The sequence below is a fragment of the Tannerella forsythia genome, assembly GCF_003860135.1.
In the GTDB taxonomy this organism is placed as follows: domain Bacteria; phylum Bacteroidota; class Bacteroidia; order Bacteroidales; family Tannerellaceae; genus Tannerella; species Tannerella forsythia_A.
In genome coordinates this window covers 48,443-66,358 of the sequence record NZ_RQYN01000011.1, presented here as the reverse complement: position 1 = coordinate 66,358, position 17,916 = coordinate 48,443, and the positions used below count along the sequence as shown (strand labels likewise).

General features: G+C 49.0%; 14 protein-coding genes and 1 pseudogene. 3 read left to right on the top strand and 12 right to left on the bottom strand.

What is annotated here, in order from left to right:
• Positions 1–231 (top strand): hypothetical protein (locus EII41_RS14285; protein ID WP_221620700.1); only part of this gene is annotated, 231 nt, incomplete at its 5' end.
• 351 nt (positions 232–582) lie between these two features.
• Here EII41_RS14285 and EII41_RS04760 read toward each other — a convergent pair.
• Together EII41_RS04760 and EII41_RS04755 are read right to left on the bottom strand one after the other, a co-directional pair.
• Positions 583–2,271: an alkaline phosphatase gene (locus EII41_RS04760; RefSeq protein ID WP_124789643.1), complete on the bottom strand. Its 1,689-nt coding sequence runs from the start codon at positions 2,269–2,271 to the stop codon at positions 583–585.
• On the bottom strand, positions 2,271–3,446 hold the full coding sequence (locus tag EII41_RS04755; protein WP_124789642.1) for a M24 family metallopeptidase: 1,176 nt from the start codon (positions 3,444–3,446) through the stop codon (positions 2,271–2,273). The genes EII41_RS04760 and EII41_RS04755 overlap by 1 nt, the downstream gene beginning before the upstream one ends.
• 238 nt (positions 3,447–3,684) lie before the next feature.
• On the opposite strand from EII41_RS04755, the gene EII41_RS04750 reads away from it, so the two are divergent.
• Positions 3,685–4,017, top strand: coding sequence for a hypothetical protein (locus EII41_RS04750; protein WP_124751700.1), 333 nt, complete (start codon positions 3,685–3,687; stop codon positions 4,015–4,017).
• A 173-nt stretch (positions 4,018–4,190) separates the two neighbouring features.
• Here the strand turns inward: EII41_RS04750 and EII41_RS04745 are convergent.
• The 7 genes and pseudogenes from EII41_RS04745 to EII41_RS04715 form a co-directional block, all read right to left on the bottom strand.
• Positions 4,191–4,319 (bottom strand): annotated as a pseudogene (locus tag EII41_RS04745) (ISAs1 family transposase); the annotation flags it as partial.
• Positions 4,320–4,364: 45 nt separating this feature from the next.
• Positions 4,365–6,647, bottom strand: a complete 2,283-nt coding sequence (locus EII41_RS04740; RefSeq protein ID WP_124789641.1) for a GH92 family glycosyl hydrolase — start codon at positions 6,645–6,647, stop codon at positions 4,365–4,367.
• Between the two features lie 51 nt (positions 6,648–6,698).
• Positions 6,699–7,442: a shikimate dehydrogenase family protein gene (locus EII41_RS04735; protein WP_124789633.1), complete on the bottom strand. Its 744-nt coding sequence runs from the start codon at positions 7,440–7,442 to the stop codon at positions 6,699–6,701.
• A complete protein-coding gene (gene ubiE / locus EII41_RS04730) occupies positions 7,439–8,203 on the bottom strand; it encodes a bifunctional demethylmenaquinone methyltransferase/2-methoxy-6-polyprenyl-1,4-benzoquinol methylase UbiE (protein ID WP_124789632.1) in 765 nt (254 codons plus the stop codon). The genes EII41_RS04735 and ubiE overlap by 4 nt, the downstream gene beginning before the upstream one ends.
• 6 nt (positions 8,204–8,209) lie before the next feature.
• Complete coding sequence (locus EII41_RS04725) at positions 8,210–9,157, bottom strand: phosphoribosylaminoimidazolesuccinocarboxamide synthase (protein ID WP_124789631.1); 948 nt, start codon at positions 9,155–9,157, stop codon at positions 8,210–8,212.
• A 14-nt stretch (positions 9,158–9,171) separates the two neighbouring features.
• On the bottom strand, positions 9,172–10,146 hold the full coding sequence (locus EII41_RS04720; protein WP_124751704.1) for a PhoH family protein: 975 nt from the start codon (positions 10,144–10,146) through the stop codon (positions 9,172–9,174).
• A 156-nt stretch (positions 10,147–10,302) separates the two neighbouring features.
• On the bottom strand, positions 10,303–12,975 hold the full coding sequence (locus tag EII41_RS04715; protein ID WP_124789630.1) for an Eco57I restriction-modification methylase domain-containing protein: 2,673 nt from the start codon (positions 12,973–12,975) through the stop codon (positions 10,303–10,305).
• Positions 12,976–13,062: 87 nt separating this feature from the next.
• Between EII41_RS04715 and EII41_RS04710 the strand changes: the two genes are divergently transcribed.
• Positions 13,063–14,442, top strand: a complete 1,380-nt coding sequence (locus EII41_RS04710; protein ID WP_124751706.1) for an aminopeptidase P family protein — start codon at positions 13,063–13,065, stop codon at positions 14,440–14,442.
• A 374-nt stretch (positions 14,443–14,816) separates the two neighbouring features.
• Here EII41_RS04710 and EII41_RS04705 read toward each other — a convergent pair whose 3' ends face one another.
• From EII41_RS04705 to EII41_RS04695, 3 genes are all read right to left on the bottom strand, one after another.
• Positions 14,817–15,554: a hypothetical protein gene (locus EII41_RS04705; RefSeq protein ID WP_124789629.1), complete on the bottom strand. Its 738-nt coding sequence runs from the start codon at positions 15,552–15,554 to the stop codon at positions 14,817–14,819.
• A 75-nt stretch (positions 15,555–15,629) separates the two neighbouring features.
• Entirely contained in the window at positions 15,630–16,325 is a 696-nt protein-coding gene (locus tag EII41_RS04700) for a hypothetical protein (protein WP_124789628.1), read from the bottom strand.
• Between the two features lie 97 nt (positions 16,326–16,422).
• Entirely contained in the window at positions 16,423–17,895 is a 1,473-nt protein-coding gene (locus EII41_RS04695; protein WP_124789627.1) for a right-handed parallel beta-helix repeat-containing protein, read from the bottom strand.
• Positions 17,896–17,916 lie beyond the last annotated feature (21 nt).

Sequence of the window (17,916 nt, the reverse complement as noted above, 5' to 3'; positions counted from 1 at the left end):
GTTTCCGTGGCAGAAACTGAGGTTTCCGTGGCAGAAACTGAGGTTTCCGTGGCAGAAACTGAGGTTTCCGTGGCAGAAACTGAGGTTTCCGCGGCAGAAACTGAGGTTTCCGCGGCAGAAACTGAGGTTTCCGCGGTAGAAACTGAGGTTTCCATGTCAGAAACTCAGGTCGCTTCCGAACACGCCCGCGTTTCCCGATTCGGAAAGCCGGTTTTCTTTACCGCGATGTAACGTTGCAATTCCCTCCCGAAAGGCCCGGACTCCGATAGCAAAGAGCGCATGTTGCCGGTTCATTATTCCGGCGAGTACGGTGTGTATGAAGGAAGAGATTCCTTCCGTCGGCATACGCGTACTTCCCTTGCCTGCCCCGTACCGTCAGCGGCAAGGGCGGATAGAATCCACTTTAATCCGTTGTATAAAAGGAGGTCGCGTATCATTGTCGTATCGGTCTAAATGATGAACGCCTCAAATATAAACATTAAAAACGGAAAATGCAAGAAAAAGCGAAAAAAAATGCAGGTGGAGACAAAAAAAACCGGAGAGCATCGTAACGCTCTCCGGTTGAAAGAGAAAACAGATTCTTTATTTCAAATAGTCGGTAATGGTGCGAGGCAGGTAGAACGTCTCGTTCTTGTCGACGTAGACGATCACCGTCCGCAGTCGTGCTTCTTCTTTTCCTTTCTTACCCAGCTTCACGATGTTCGTGTAAGGCGTGATGGTGAGTTGTTTCTTTTTGTTTTTCACCACCAGCGTGGGAGCACCTTTTTCGGTAGCCGGAGGCAGTACGGTATACGTATAGCCTTTCAGCACTTCGGTATGCGGCGCGAAGTTGGCATCGGTCAGCTCGTCGAGTTTACCCGTCAATCCCAATGCGGCGGCCATGTAATGATTCAGCTCGATGTTGGTGTTCATCCCCATGGGCAGCGTGCCTGCCGGATGATAAGCGGCCAGAAGTACTTCTTCGCCCGTATGTCCGTTGGTCGTGAAGCCGAAGCATGTTTTCGACGTGATCAGCTTGGCGATGAATCCGTTCAGCGAGCTGCTGTAAAGCGACGCGAGCGCTTCTTTCTCGCTCCGTTCGTTTTCGGGAATCGGACTGTTCTTGTAACCTTTGCAATGGTTGAGCGTTTGCAATTCTTCGTCGGTCAGTTCAAAGCCCGCGTACTGGCGGAAGATGTCCTGCACGGCCGATGACGGTTGTTCGTTGAGTTTTTTGGCGAATCCGTCGGCCGAGAGTTTGATTCGCGTAACGGCTGCGAACAGCTGGTCTTTCGTAAGTTTGTCGTAACCTTTGCAATCACGGCGTCCGAGGCTGAAGCCGCTGTTTCCGTGATCCGATACCACGACGACGAGCGTATTGCCGTCCTGACGCGCGAAATCGAGCGCAACGCGGCATGCCTTGTCGAAAGCCAGATAATCGGTCAGCATACCTACCGGATCGTTACCGTGCGCCGCCCAGTCTACTTTACTTCCTTCTACCATCAGGAAGAAGCCGTTTTCGTTCTTCGAGAGTTTGTCCAGCGCTTTTTTCGTCATCTCTTCGATGGATGGTTGCTGCGCCGGGTCGCGATCGATGTCGTATGCCATATCGCGCTCGCCGAACAGCGCCCACATTTTGTTCGAGTTGTCGCCGCGCATTCCTTCGAGGTTATTGCGGTACACGTTGTATCCGTTCGCTTTCAGGTAGGCTTCGCCGGCTTCGTCGAGAAACGATACGCCTCCGCCGATGACCACGTCGATATCGTTGTGTACCATCTGCGGAGCGATCCACTCATATCGTTTGCGGCTATAGCTGTGTGCCGAGCAGTCGGCCGGCGTCGCGTGCGGAAATTCGCAGGTAAAGACTAATCCCGTAGCCTTCTGCTGCACGAGCTTCATGGCTTCCAACAGCGTGATCATGGGCTGATACGCGCGTTTCGGGTCCATCGGATAAATGTCGTTTCCCGGATCGTGTGGCGGATAAGTAGCCACATAACCCGTGCGGCTGGGGTGACCGGTCATATAGCACGAAGTTGTCGGCGCCGAGTCGCCGATCGGAGCGTTCGACGAGTGCGTGCGCACCGTACCGCAAATGTACGGGTCGATAGCCAGTTTGGGCATGTCGGGATTCATGTACCACTGATACCAGCGGGCGGTCGAGACGGTAGCCAGCGACGTTCCGTCAGGGATCAGGACAATCAGGTTTTTAACCGGTTTTACCTGCTCCGGTTCCATAGCTCGGACTTGCCATGCGAGGCATGCGAGCAAGACTAAAAATACTGTTTTTTTCATCATGTTAAAGAAATTATTTGTTCCTCAAATCGAGTCAATTTTTCGAGTCCTTCCGTCGTCACGCGGAAGCTGTTTTCAATGCCTACGGCCCCTGAGCCTTCGATCACGAACTTCGGTTCGAAGGCAAAGACCATATCGGGCTCCAGCGCTTCTTTCGAGCGCGGCGTCAGCACGGGCGGTTCGTTGATTTCGAGTCCGATGCCGTGACCGACAAACTTGGCCTGTTGGCGCGTGCCCATGAAACAGTCGGCCAGTCCGGCTTTCTCTGCCATCGAGCAGGCTAACTCATACAGCTCGGCGCAGGCCGTTCCGGCCCGGGCGGTCGCTTCTACGGCCGCCTGTATGTCGAGCGCCGTCTGATGCGCGCGGTATGCCTTATCGGGCAGTCGGCCAACGGCAAATACCCGCGACATATCCGTCTGGTAGGGCGTATAATTTCCGGCCATGTCGACCAGAATGGCTGTGCCGTCGGTCAGCGGCGTACCGTTGGCGCCAATGGGACAAATGGCTGTCTGTCCCGCTCCGCCGAGCGCGAAATCGTAGGGCGAAGAGGCGGCGGCATTTTCTCCGGCCAGCACGCTTCCCATAAAAATGCTCATATTCGGGCCGTAGGCGCGGAACAGTCCGATGGAGCCGTTGAGCCGCATCCGGCGTTCAATCTCTGCCTGTAATTCCAGATCGGTCATTCCGGCACGGAAGCACGAGGGAATCTCGGCGTAGGTGGCCGCGTGTCGCTCGGCCGAGCAGCGCATCTGCTCCAGCTCCCAAGGCGTCTTCACCATCCTTACGGCGCGCATCAGCGTCGACGCGTTGCCGGTTTCGACAGGAGAGAAGAGCGTCGCCAAGCGTGTGTAGTCGTTGTACGAGAGTCCGTCGGCTTCGAGCATCAGCCTTCGCGGGAGTGGACGTCCCAGCGCTTTGAAATAAGCCGTCAGGTCGTCAGGCCGGCGGATAAATGTAACCTGCTCGCCGGTAAAATCGGTCGGACGCCTTACGAAACATTGCGCTTCCCCCTCGGCCGATAAAAAGAAATAGCCGTTGAAGACGCGCCCGGTCATGTAATAAATGTTTACGTCCGAAGCCAGTAAGATACCTTCCATCCCCGCCCGAACGAGCGCGTCCCGTACCTTCTTTCGCCTGATCAAGAGATCGTCGGCTAATGTGCTTTCTGTCATCATTGCTTGGTTTTAGAAATCATCGACCGCAAAGGTATAAATTTTTTTGGTGCCGTTTTACGGAATCCGCATTTTCCCTTTGTCTGCTGAGACGAGAAAATAAACACGAATAAAACAAGTGAAAAAATAACAGATTTTTCGACAGGATTTTGAAAAGGTTTGTATCTTTGCAAAAATTCCGATGGGAGAACATTATATCTATATTTAAATAGTACTAACTTAAAAAAATTATTTCATTATGTCACAAGAAAACTTTACCGCAGATCCGCAGGATGTACAGGCTAACAAAGTGATGGCTATCCTTGCTTATTTCTTATTTTTAATTCCGTTGTTTGCCGCTAAGGATTCACCTTTCGCACGCTTCCATACAAATCAGGGATGCGTTCTTTTTATTTCAGCTGTAGCTTTTAATATTTTAACTTGGATTTTAGTTTTTATATCCCCGTTCTTAGGTTTTGTGAGTTTATTGGGAATCGTATTTTTCGTTCTCTTTATTATCGGTATCGTCAATGCCGCTAACGGTCAAATGAAAGAACTTCCTCTTATCGGTAAATTCAGAATCATTAAGTAAGCGTATTTCTTTACAGATAAAAGAGGGCTACCATGGAGATACATATTTCCAGAGGTAGCCCTTTTAAGGTTCATTAGTTTGCGGCTTCATCCGAGCAAATTTCTTTTGAACCTAGAAACCATTGACCATTGACAATTAAATAATGGTACACGCCGAACAGTGTATCGCGTAATTTAGCTTGAATACGAACGAGGGATGGAGAACTTCATATTCGTCTTTAGTCGCTCTATAATGAACAAATTAACCTTTTGAATAATCTCCATCACCTGCATCACATTCTTCGTTCGCTTGTGCGAAGCATCTGTCGTTGGCACATGTTCGGGCTGATTCTCCTGCCCCCCCCTCTCCTACTTCTTTTCCGATACTGAAAACGAGTACGGGAAGTCCGAAGGCTTTGTCCCTCGGTCATGATTCGGGTGATCGGACATTCGGAAGTCGAGCGTACCGCCCGACAGCAAATCCGCATGTTTCACATAATTTTTGGTGTACGGTTGTCCGTTCAGATGTAACGATTCCACGTAAACATTGTGGGCGTTATTCTCCGGTGCGTTGATAACCATCTGCTTGCCGTCTTCGAATGTCAGTGTCGCCTTTTTGAACAGCGGAGCCCCCAGCACATATTCGTCTGTTCCCGGGCATACGGGATAGAATCCTAATGCCGAAAAGACGTACCATGCCGATGTTTGCCCGTTATCTTCATCGCCGCAATATCCGTCGGGTGTCGGCATATAAAGCTGATCCATCACGCGGCGCAGCCAGTATTGGGCTTTCCATGGCTCGCCGGCGTAGTTGTAGAGATAAATCATGTGTTGGATGGGCTGATTACCGTGCGCGTAGTTTCCCATATTCATGATCTGCATTTCGCGTATTTCATGAATCACCGCGCCATAGTAGCTTTCGTCGAACAGCGGCGGAACGGTAAATACGGAGTCGAGCATCGTCACGAACGCCCGGCGTCCGCCCATCAGATCGATCAGCCCCTGCGGATCGTGAAACACCGACCACGTGTAATGCCAACTGTTCCCTTCCGTAAAAGCATCGCCCCATTTCAAGGGTGAAAAAGGCGACATAAACGTTCCGTTTTCATTGCGTCCGCGCATCAGGCTTGTTTCTTTGTCGAACACATTCCGATAATTCATCGCTCGCCGGGCATACTGTGCGATCTCTTTCTTCGGACGTTTCAAGGCTTTCGCCAAGGTGTAGATGCACCAATCGTTATACGCATATTCGAGCGTACGAGCCGTATTCTCCCTGATCTTTACGTCGTACGGGACATAGCCCAGCCGGTTGTAGTATTCGTGTCCGAGACGCCCTGTCGAAGATACTTTCGGATGCACATGCTCCGTTCCGTGGATTAATCCCTGATACAGTGTCTCCACATCCTCGACTTTTATTCCTTTCATATACGCATCGACGAGTACCGATGCCGAGTTGTTCCCGATCATACAGTCACGATGTCCCGGACTTGCCCATTCGGGGAAAAAGCCGCTCTCCTTGTAGGTATTAATCAGTCCTTCCTGCATTTCCTTGTTTTGCTCGGGAAACATCAGGTTCAGGAACGGGAACAGACAGCGAAAAGTATCCCAAAAACCCGTGTCGGTGTACATAAATCCGGGCAGTACTTTTCCGTTATACGGACTGTAGTGAACGATCTTTCCGTCGGCATCCACTTCGTAAAACTTTCGCGGGAAAAGCAGTGAGCGATACAGGCATGAATAAAACGTTCGATACTGGTCGAGGCTCCCTCCTTCTACACGGATACGCCCAAGCACCTTGTTCCATTCGGCTTTCCCTTGTGCGGCTATCGCATCGAAACGATCGTTACCCAGTTCTTTGAGGTTTTGTTCAGCCTGTTCCGGGCTGATAAAAGACGAAGCGACACGTGCATGCACGATCTCGCCTTTTTTCGTCCGGAAGCCAATCACGGCGCCTGTATGTCCGGCCGTTTGCTCTAATTTGTCCGCATGCAACGTTTGATCGGCAAACGTAGCACGGTATGTAAACGGTTTATCGAAAACGATTACAAAATAATTTCTGAAATTCTCCGGTACGCCTCCGCTGTTCTTCGTCGTATAACCGACGATCTTGTTCTCTTCCGGAATCACCCGCACGGACGATCCTTTATCGAAAGCATCGACCACGATATAAGCATGTTCGTTCTCCGGAAACGTAAACCGGAACATAGCGGCTCGGTCGGTCGGCGTAATTTCCGTCACCACGTCATGTTCGGCCAGATATACTTTATAGTAGTATGGCTTTGCCACTTCCGCCTTATGCGAGAACCAACTGGCACGTTTGTTTTCATCAAATTCGGGCGCACCAACTACAGGCATGATCGAAAATTGTCCGTAATCGTTGATCCACGGACTGGGCTGATGCGTCTGTTTGAATCCCCGTATCTTATGAGCCGTATAGATATACGCCCATCCGTCTCCCATCTTCCCGGTCTGCGGAGTCCAGAAGTTCATCCCCCACGGCCGCGCGATGGCAGGGTACGTATTACCGGTAGAAAGCTCGTGTACCGATTGAGAACCCATTAACGGATTCACATATTCTACCGGGTCGAACGATTCCGCCTCACCCTGAGCGATACAACCAAACAGCAGCAAACTTGCCGCGATTTTACGGATATTTTGTTTTATCTTTTTCGTCATGATACTATTTTTCTGTTATTTGCGTGTTTATCTGTTCCAAATGTCCCATGCCGCGAACGCTTGCAAAAGAAGCATTTCAAGACCGTTCTTGACAACGGCCCCACGTTCTTTTCCCTTGCGCATAAACAATGTTTCGTCCGGGTTATAGAGCAGATCATAAAGCAGGTGTTCAGGGGTTATCCGGTCATACGGAATATTCGGACATTCGTCGACTTTGGGATACATGCCCAACGGGGTGGTATTGACGATTACCTTATATTGTTCCATGATGGCGGGTGTAAGTTCGTCGTAAGTGAATCCGGTATTCTGTTTGGTTCGTGAGACATACGTCGCTCCTACTCCCAACTGCTTGAGTCCATGAAAAACGGCCTTCGATGCCCCGCCCGTTCCGAGGATAAGCGCTTTCGTGTGCGACTCGTGCAGTAACGGATCAATCGATTGCTTGAATCCCGTGATGTCCGAATTATGTCCGATCAGTTTGAGTTTCCCAAAATGCCCGCGTTTGAATTTGATGACATTGACCGCGCCGATGTTGCGGGCATTATCCGTTAGGTCATCGAGTAACGGAATGACTGCCGTTTTATAAGGTAACGTCACATTCAACCCGCACAAATTGGGATGATCATGTAGAACGTCTTTCAGTTCTCTGATGTCTTTAATCTCAAAATTAACGTATTCCGCATCGATATTTTCCGATTGAAACTTCTGATTAAAGAAGTTCCGGGAGAAGGAATGTCCCAGCGGATATCCGATTAAGCCGTATTTCTTCATTTGCCGATCGTATTTGAATGTCCATGTTTCGTAGCCGAATAAAGTGAACAAACACCTCCGGTGAATGTCCTTACCTGCACGTTCGTAAATCCCTGTTGTTCGAGCAATTGAGCCATCTCACGTCCCTGCGGCATCTTTCGGATCGAGGCAGGCAAATAGCGGTAAGCTGATTTTTCGAGACTGAACCAGCTTCCCATGAGAGGGATAAATGTTTTCGAATAGAGAGTGTAAAGCTGTTTCATCGGGAAATGTTCCGGAGTAGATAACTCCAGTATCCTTAGTTGTCCGTCGGGGCGAAGCACTCGCCCCATCTCCGACAGACCTTGTTCGAGATCGGCAAAGTTACGTACTCCGAAAGCGACGGTTAGGGCGTCGAACGAATGATCGGGGTAAGTTAGCGTCATGCAGTCCTGATGTTCGAAAGAGACGCGAGAGGCATAGCCTGCTTCGGCCACTTTCCGTCGTCCGACGGCCATCATCTCTTCCGAGAGATCGGCCGCAACGATTTGCTTCGGCTGCAGCCGGCGACACATCAGCAGGGCCAAATCGCCCGTGCCTGACGCGACATCCAGTATGCGTTGCGGCGAAAAAGGACGAAGCGAATCGACCGTCTTCCTGCGCCACGACCGATCCATGCTGAACGAGAGCATGTGATTCAGCATATCGTACCGTCCGGCAATGGTGTCGAACATCCGCCGAACTTGTGTCCCTTTGTCTTCGTCGCCTGCGTATGGCAACACTCGTTCCACCTCGACCGACATACGTGCTTATTTCTTTTTCAGATACTCCGTCACGTTCCTTTCAATCCGTCCAAGAAGATCATCGGTTGAAACTTTCACGAACGGTTCGCCGGTAATTTGCTCGTACAACTCGATGTAACGATTCGAAATGCTTTCGACGATAGCGGGTGTCATTTCGGGCACCTGCTGTCCTTCCTTGCCTTGAAATCCGTTTTCCATCAGCCATTCACGTACAAATTCTTTCGATAGCTGGCGTTGCGGATCGCCTTTGGCCAAACGCTCTTCATACCCTTCGGAGTAAAAATAGCGGGACGAATCGGGCGTATGGATTTCATCTATCAAATAGATATCGCCTTCGTAAGTTCCGAATTCGTATTTCGTATCGACGAGGATCAAACCGCGTTCGGCAGCCATTTGCGTACCCCGTTCGAAGAGCGCGAGTGAATATTTCTCAAGTGTCGCATAGTCGGAACGTGACATCAGCCCTTTCTTGATAATATCGTCTTTCGAAATGTCTTCGTCATGCATCCCCATCTCAGCCTTCGTCGTGGGGGTGATAATCGGTTCTGGGAATTTTTGGTTCTCCTGCATTCCGTCCGGAATTTTCACTCCGCAAATCTCGCGCACTCCATTCTTATAGGCACGCCACGCGCTGCCACAGAGATAACCGCGCACAATCATTTCGACCGGAAAGCCTTTGCACTGTAAGCCGACGGTAACCATCGGATCGGGCGTAGCCAGTTTCCAGTTCGGACAGATATCTTTCGTCGCATCCAGAAATTTCGCAGCAATCTGATTCAGCATCTGACCTTTGTAAGGAATCCCTTCGGGCAGTACAACGTCAAACGCCGAAATGCGATCGGTAACGACCATGACGAGCTTTTCGTCATGAATATTATATACATCGCGAACTTTGCCGTGATACACATTTTTTTGTCCGGAAAATTGAAATTCTGTTTTAACTAATGCTTTCATATAATATAAAGAAGTTATTTGTTTCGTTGGGTTGTTGCTTCCTGTGCGTCGGATTGTTTGTCGTTTTTCTCGTACGCTTCGACAATGCGCTGCACAAGTTTATGGCGCACAATATCTTTTTTCTCGAACTCCACCTTCCCGATACCATGTACTTTACGAAGCACCTGCATGGCATGTACAAGTCCCGAAGCGGCTTGCGGAGGAAGATCGATCTGGGTTACATCGCCCGTAACAATCATTTTGGCGTTCAGACCGAGACGCGTCAGAAACATTTTGATCTGATGTCTTGTCGTATTTTGCGCCTCATCGAGAATAATGACGGCATCATTCAGCGTCCGCCCACGCATAAAAGCCAGCGGTGCTATCTGGATGACGTTGTGCTCCATGTACTCCCGGAGTTTAGCCGGAGGAATCATTTCCTGCAATGCGTCGTAGAGCGGTTGGAGGTACGGATCGAGCTTATCTTTCATTTCACCGGGCAAAAAGCCTAACTTCTCACCGGCTTCGACTGCCGGACGGCTGAGGATAATCTTTCTCACTTGTTTGCTCTTCAGCGCTTTTACAGCCAATGCAATGGCGACGAATGTTTTTCCGGAGCCTGCAGGCCCGATCGCAAACGTCAGATCGTTTTCTTCAAAACTTTTGGCCAACAATTGCTGATTGGCCGAACGTGCGACAATCGCTCTGCCATTGACACCGTGGATAATCAGGTGTTCCTGTTTAACCGGAGCCACCTCTTTTCCTTTGACGATATCGGTCAGGACTTCTTCCGAAAGCGTATTGTATTCTTCGCAATACTTTTCGATTTCTTTGATTTTGCGGAGAAAGGTATCCAGTTCGTCTTCGTCGCCGATAATTTTCATGATGTTTCCTCGCGCCACAATCCGAAGTTTAGGATACAGTGTCTTAAGCAATTGCATATTCACGTTATTCACACCGTAAAATGCAACCGGATCTACATTCTCCAAAATATACGTTCGTTCAATCATACTTAAAGGTGTTCCTTTTCGTCTTTTGTCTTATACCGGATTTTGAAACTACAAAAGTACGAATAATTGTAGATTGTACGATATGATTCGGACAAAATATCATCACGCCCGAACCGCAATATTGGATAAGTTGTCCCTTCAGAAGAAATCGGCATACTATGTGTGCGAAATATTTGAATCAATAAAACGTCGTTCTTCCTCATTCAGGTTATACATCTCGTAGACGAGGCGATCGATCTTGGCATCCAGTTCTTCGTTCTCCGATTTATGCACGTCGGACGTACGTTTATTGACAAGCGATATGACCTCCGATTCTACTTTGATATTGGGAACCGGTATTTTCAAGGCTTCGAGGGTGAGGATGCTGATCTGCATATCCCCATTGGGGAGATGCGGCGCATCTTGCAGCATGTATCTTCCCAGCTTGGAATTGAGCACCCCAAGCAGGTATTTGAGATGTTGTCCCGTCGCGAAACAAGTCGTGTCTAATGTAGCGCATCCCCGGTAGTCGAGGCAAAAGGCTGAAGCAGACGTTTCGCGTTTCCAAACAATTTTCTGCTGTGTAAAGTCGTCCCATTCATTGCTGGTTGCGTAGTTCTGCAAGGCATACCACTCGAAGGAGACACCGACCTCTGCCGCATCCCTTGCAGCCAGCTTACTCCTGTATGCGGCCAGATGTTCGTAAATGACAGGGTACTGCTGTCGGAATCGTTGTTCGGCACGTTCGGAAGCCGTTGTGATGGTCCGGTCATAAAGCAGGGGGAAATGCCAGGGAACATAGATGAGCCACTGGTCGGATTTTTCGGGGATGTAACGACGTATATCTTCTCCTTTTAGCAAAGGTTTGAGGATATCGACATTTTTATAATCGGCCAGAATAAATTCGTCTTTTGTCGCTCCGTCGATGATAAAAGCTTCATCGAGGCCTGTTCTGATACCCGAATACAATTGAATATCCCATGCCTCGAGAGGCGTTCCGGTCTGTTCTATTTTTCCCCGGATATGTTTTTCCGTCTCCGTGAGGATGACAAAACTCGTCGCAGAAGACGAAGAGGAGGGTTGTGTCTCATCTATAGTCGTCTCGGGCGGGGTGTATGTTCCGTGATCATTCAGATAACGTTCCCAGCTGCAGGTTTGCGGATCAAAATCGCTCTTGATGCAGCAATTCAATGTCCGATGACGATTAGGAGCTTTCTGAAGGATAACAATACCATGATCGGCCAACGTTTTATCGATCTTACAGTTGTCACTAAATTCGATCGTGAACAGCGGGTTTGTCTCTTCCATGAGATATTGACGCATCTTACTGGCTTGAACAGATTTCATCCATCCGCTCGAAGCGATGTAAGAAAGGTAATATTCGGGTTTTAGCAATTTATTGCCGAGTTCATAAAAGAGGCTGGAGACTTCGCCCGTGCGTTTATACGCTCGGTAGTTGAGCTGTTTGTACATATCGATCGGTTCGCCGCCGATCTGCACGAGCGTATCCGGCGGATTTCCGATGATCAGATGGAAACCGATAAAATCGGCCGATTCATCGAGTAGTTGGGGGAAGTCGCAACGCCATTCGACAGCGTGTTTAAAAATCGGATTATTCTTCGAGTCTTCGATTTTTTGCTTGTATTTGTCGACCATCGACTGCGCATCGAGCAGGCGGTTTTTTACGGCTTTGACTTCTTCTTCGTTCATTTCGAAAAGACTCGGCGCTTTGAGCGTGGCCAATTCGCGTTGCCAACGGAGCAGTTCTTCGTTGTTTTTATCATCCCACGTGATTTCCATCAGTAATTTTCGCTTAATCGCTGCCAACATCTGCCCGGCCGTATTTTTTTCCTCCGGAGTGCGGGCTTTTTTATAATCGTCGGCCAGCGTTTTATATTCGCTTACCGAGCAGCCGATGCGTTGGAAGACGGGCTTGAGATCGTCGTATATGGAGATCCGGCTGACAAGGGCATCGCCACACCGCAGATTCGGTTCAATCAGCGGCAGAGAAAGAGATTCGGAATCATCTCCACACACATGCTTGAGCACTTCAATCCAAAGACGGATGCGCGCGATGGTCACGGCAATCGGGTCGATATCGACACCGAAAAGACAATGTTCGATCAGGGTCTGTTTTTCTTTCATCAACGTGTCCCGAATGCGTCGGCTCTCGGGAGTGTCCGCTGTCAGTTCGATGGTTTCGGACCGTCGCTTATCGCGTACGACGAGTTTGCCGTCGTGTACGAGTATCCGGTACGGAAAAAGCGGGTTGCCGTCTCTGTCGGACAAGATGCCGAGCTGCGATTTGACGGCAATCATTTCGTTGAGCGACTGTATCAGGAAAAAGCCTGAACCCATGGCCGGATCGCAGATACGGATGGTATTGAACGTTTCGTTGGCTTCGTCGGGATGGTCGGCGATACGGCAGGACAGTTCGGTCAGATCGTTGTACCGGCTACCGATGGCTTCGTTGAACATACGCAGTACGGTGCGCCGTATCCCGTCGTGACACATGTATGCTCCCACACCGTGCGGAATGGTTTTATTCCGGTCTAATTTCGCGATGACGAACTCCAAAACAGACCGTGCTTGCGCCCAAGTCAGTTCGCCCTCCAAGCATAGTTGCTGCATGGCCGAAGCGACTTCTTCGAGTGTCGGCTTCCAGTTTTTCGGATCGCGCTGCGTCAGGAGATATTGCACTTGGTCTTTGATTTCACGCAACCCCAGCCGCTGAAGAAAAGCCGCATAATAAGGGCGTTGGAGAAAAGATGTTGACACGGACTGTTCGTTGCTTTCCGAAGCCGCGTCAAAAGGTATATGAAGAGGTAACTGTTCTTTTTCAAACATCATTTTATTCCAAATTTTCAGGATGACTTGACAAAGGTAACAAAAAAATACCGTACCTTTGTTTAACTTAATTCAAAAAAAATCATTGTTATGTTTAAGAAAGAGACTTATATTCAACGACGGGAAGCCCTGAAAAAAGCTGTGGGGTCGGGGTTGTTACTGTTTCTCGGAAACGATGAAGCGGGTTGTAACTACGAAGATAACACGTATCCCTTCCGACAGGATTCGACGTTCCTGTACTTTTTCGGACTGCCGTATGCCGGATTGGCTGCCGTCATTGACATCGACGAGAACAAAGAGATCATCTTCGGCGATGAACTGACCATGGACGCCATCGTTTGGATGGGAACACAGCCGACATTGCACGAGAAAAGCGAGGCGGCAGGGATTACGAACGTGCAACCTTCGGGACAAGTGGCGACCTACCTAAAAGGCGCCCTCGAAAAAGGTCAAACGATTCATTATCTGCCCAGCTATCGCGCCGAACATAAAATCAAACTCTGGAGCCTGCTCGGTATAGAGCCCGGCGCCGAAAAACCTTCCGTGGCGTTTATCCGCGGGGTTGTGAACCTGCGTAACTATAAGACGGACGAGGAAATCGTAGAAATCGAAAAAGCGTGTAACGTAACGGCCGACATGCACTTGAGAGCGATGCGGATGGTTCGGCCGGGAATACGCGAATGCGAGGTGGCGGCGGCCATTCAGGAAGTAGCGGCTTCGCACAATTACGGGTTGTCGTTCCCGATCATCGCCACGGTAAACGGTCAAACGCTGCACAACCATTATCACGGAAACATGGTGAAAAGCGGCGATTTATTCCTCGTCGACGCCGGCGCGGAGACGGAAATGGGATATGCCGGCGATTTCTCCTCGACCGTGCCGGCCGATAAGAAATATACGACCCGCCAGCGTGAAGTGTACGAAATTCAGGTAGCCAGCCACGAAGCAGCCGTAGCCGCTCTGCGTCCCGGTATTCGTTTCGAAGAAGTTTATGATTTGTCGGCCGCAACGATTGTCGACGGATTGAAACAGATCGGACTGATGAAAGGAGATGCCGCCGAAGCCGTGCAGGCCGGAGCGCACGCGCTCTTCTTTCCGCACGGACTGGGACACATGATGGGGCTTGATGTGCACGATATGGAGAACCTTGGCGAGGTCTATGTCGGCTATAACGAGAAGCCGAAGAGCAAGCAGTTCGGGCGTAAGTCGTTGCGACTGGCTCGCGAACTGGAGGCCGGTTTCGTATTGACCATCGAGCCGGGCATCTATTTTATCCCCGAACTGATTGACCGCTGGAAGAGCGAGAAGATGTTCGAGGAATTCATCAACTACGACAAGGTCGTTACATACAAAGATTTCGGCGGTATCCGTAACGAAGAAGATTATCTTATTACACCTGACGGATCGAAGTTGTTGGGTAAAAAAATCGACCGTAGCGTTGCCGCCGTCGAAGCGTTACGAGAAGGCTAAACGCGGATCCTTTTTCAATCGATAACAAGCAGGGAAGGCAGACCGTTCGAGGTGTTCGCCTTCCCTGTTTTTCTATTCTTATGGCGGCGGAAAATCACGAGGGGGCCGTTGTTTTTTGATGAATCACCGTTGTGATTTATTCCCCGCAAATTGTTTGTAATAAATCACACTTGTGATTTATCTCCCACAAATTGTTTTTAATAAATCACCGTTGTGATTTATCTCCCGCAAATTGTTTTTAACAAATCACACTTGTGATTTATCTCCCGCAAACTGTTTTTAATAAATCACACTTGTGATTTATCTCCTGCAAATTGTTTCTAACAAATCACACTTGTGATTTATCTCCCGCAAGTTGTTTTCGCATACAGCATTTACTCAGCTGTTCCAATTCCTTTTCGCACCTCTTTGACCCATTCTTCGTTTACCCATTTAAAGATAAGATGTTTATACACAACCTTCTCTTCTTTCAGACCGGCCTCTTCGAACATGGATTCGTAACTCATATCGAAAGGAATGCTGCCGATGCGCATTTCGATCGAGGTGCCTTTACGCGGAAGTACATGTTGAAAAACAATCCGGTTTTCGAATAAATCCTGAAGGATGTTCTTTTCCTTTTCGTCGAGATGGGACGTTTCGAAGAAGTCGTCGAGTTTCACGTTGTAAATATCCGGACCATAATACAAGTCTTCGGTCAGGCTACCGTTTTCGTAGAGATAGAAACGGATGTCTCCGTGTCCTTCATCTTGGTTGACGGCAACGAGTTTCCGTCCGTCCTTGAGATTCCAGTAACAGATTTCGTATTTATATCCTTCCGGAAAATAATAAAATGCGGAAAGATAACCGTTTCGTTCGTCGCACAGCTCGATATAGGCGTAAGTACCGTCATAATTTTCGACGTTGATATCCGGCCGTTGACCGATGGTTTGAAGCATTTCCTTCCGCTTTTCGAGCGTAAAATCCGGATGTCCGAACGGTCCGAACGCGTTGTCGGGAAGCATCAGAAAAACATCTTTAATGTTTATTTTCCTGTTTTCCTGTTTGTTGTTCTGCGCCGATGCGCCGACGGCGGATAAGACGCACAACAAAATACATAGTATTCGTTTCATCATGTTTTCATGTTTAAGTATGAATAGAGATATCGGGGGAAAGTTGGCGTTGCGTTACGACTCCCCCCGGATATACCATTACTCGATATAGTTCCATTTGTATTCGTTCAGCGGAGTCGCTTTCCGTTTTTGAACATCGACTTGTACTTTCTGATGCGCCATCAGCGTAAGTCCGCCAAACAAATATTCCTGACTTTTCTTTTTGGCTTCCTCCAAATCGCTGTTCTGCAATTCGGCCGGCACGTGGTTACGATTCTCCCACGCGGCCTTTTCTTCGTTCCAAGAGACTTGCGGGAAAGCGTCGTCGTATCGATAGAAAGTAAACTGATGATCGTTTTCGATTACGATTCCGTAGTCTGAAAATGATTCTAATTCGAGCAGTTTCTCGCCCGTAGTCAGATTGTAGACCCACAAGGTGCGTATCGTTCCCGTGCCTTCGCTGGCCAGTACAGCATCGCCAACGACGCTCTCGAAAGAAAGAAACGTACCTTCGATCTTAAACCGTTTGTATGCCGCGTTTTTAGGTTGCATATACAGGGTGTTATACACGCCACCGTCCGTTTCGACGATTTCCCCTTCGACAATGCGCACCTTATCGTTTTCAAATACAATTTTCTCTTCGGGTTTGAGTGCGGGCAGTTCGAGGGTTTGTTCGACCGATGCTACCTGCGTACTGTCGGCCGCACCGTCCGACGTCGTTGCCCCCATGTTCTTGCAACCTACCAGCAAGATGGCGCATACGACCATGCTCCAATTTAACATTCGCTGTTTCATTTTTCTTTTCATATTAAAAGATAAGAGTCGGGAGGTAGCGGATGTTTTTATGATGCAGTGCTTCTATTCGCGCTCCTCCCCGACCCGATTTATTCGATTATTTTTTCTCCGGTGTTTGCGCTCCGTAACCTTTCACGGCGCCAAATAAATTACGCGCTTTTTCCCACGGGTATTTATTGGCAAACATGCTGACGCGCGTCGTGCTCGTACCTTGCTGGTTGAGTCCGAGAAAACGGTTCAGCTGGTTGGCCGACGAGTTCGCGTCGTAACTCTCGGAAGTCGATATTTTCAATTCGGTAAAACCTTTCAGGTACGGAGCATCTATGGCCGAAATGAATGACTGATCAAACGGCATCTCTTTATTTCCTTCGTATTTCGGCCCGATTTCTTCGGCTTCTTCGATACGGGATGCCGGTACATTGATCGGTACGGAACTGTCGCAGATTTCAAGGTCGTACATGTTTCCAAGGAAATAATTATTGTACAAATTGCTTTGCTTCAGTTTCTCGTATTCTTTTTTGTTTTCATATCGGCAACGTTCTACCCCGCACCGAGCATTGAACGCAAAGATATTATTGTACACGTTGATGGTACGAATACCGTTCATAAAACGGAAACCTTGTCCCATCGTTTCAAATTCTTTCGTGATCGGCCACGAAAACAGTACGGTGTTATGATGGAAATCGAGTGAGATTTCGTTTTCTCTGCCGGCAGCCAGCGTTCCCCATATTTCGCAGGCGGCATAACGGTTGGCCACGAACACGTTATTGCTGGCTTCGATATGCCCGGCTCCCATTCCTCCTTGCAGTCCGAAGTAACGACAGTTCACAAACACGCAGTTCGTTATTTTTACTTTCCCTTCGACGGTTAAGTGCAACGCGCGCCAGTCGGCTTTCGATATTCCCACGGAATTTCCGGCTTGCGCGTCGGGGTGAATCAACATACCGGTAAGCACTTCCTTGTTGGGAGTCCCCGTTCTGGGATCATTCACGTCGGGCTTGTAGTATTGGATGAATTCCCCGCCATCGAACGTGAATCCGTCGACGACTACTTCGCCGGCCGGACGTTTATCGCCGTAAGCGCGTCGAGCCGTAATATGGAACAGGGCCGAACCGATGCTGCGCGGCGATTTTTCGTTGGGCTGAATTTTAGTAATGTATTTGACTGGGTCACGTTCTGAAAAATCCAACGAATAGCCTCCGTAAAATTTCAGGAACTTCCCGTCATCGGCACCGTTTCCGAATCGGCCGCATTCAATATACCCTCTGTCCATATTGCCCAAGTAATTGCCTTCGGCCACCAGAATGGTAGACCCTTCTTCGGCAAGGTCGATGGCTTTTTGCAAATCTTTCAAAGGCGTATCTTTACTGAGTCCGTCGGCACGTACACTGCCGTTAGGACTTACATAGTAGGTTTTACCTGAGGAGACGGTGGCCTTTGCCATTGTGCCTCTCTCTCCTCCTCTGTCGGCATCTCTGTTTCTTCCCTGACGGGCTGAAACTTGTGCTTGAGTGGGTATTGCTATTCCCAACAAAAGCACCACTGCGAAATAATACATGTTCTTCTTCATCTTGATTCTGTTTTAAAAGGT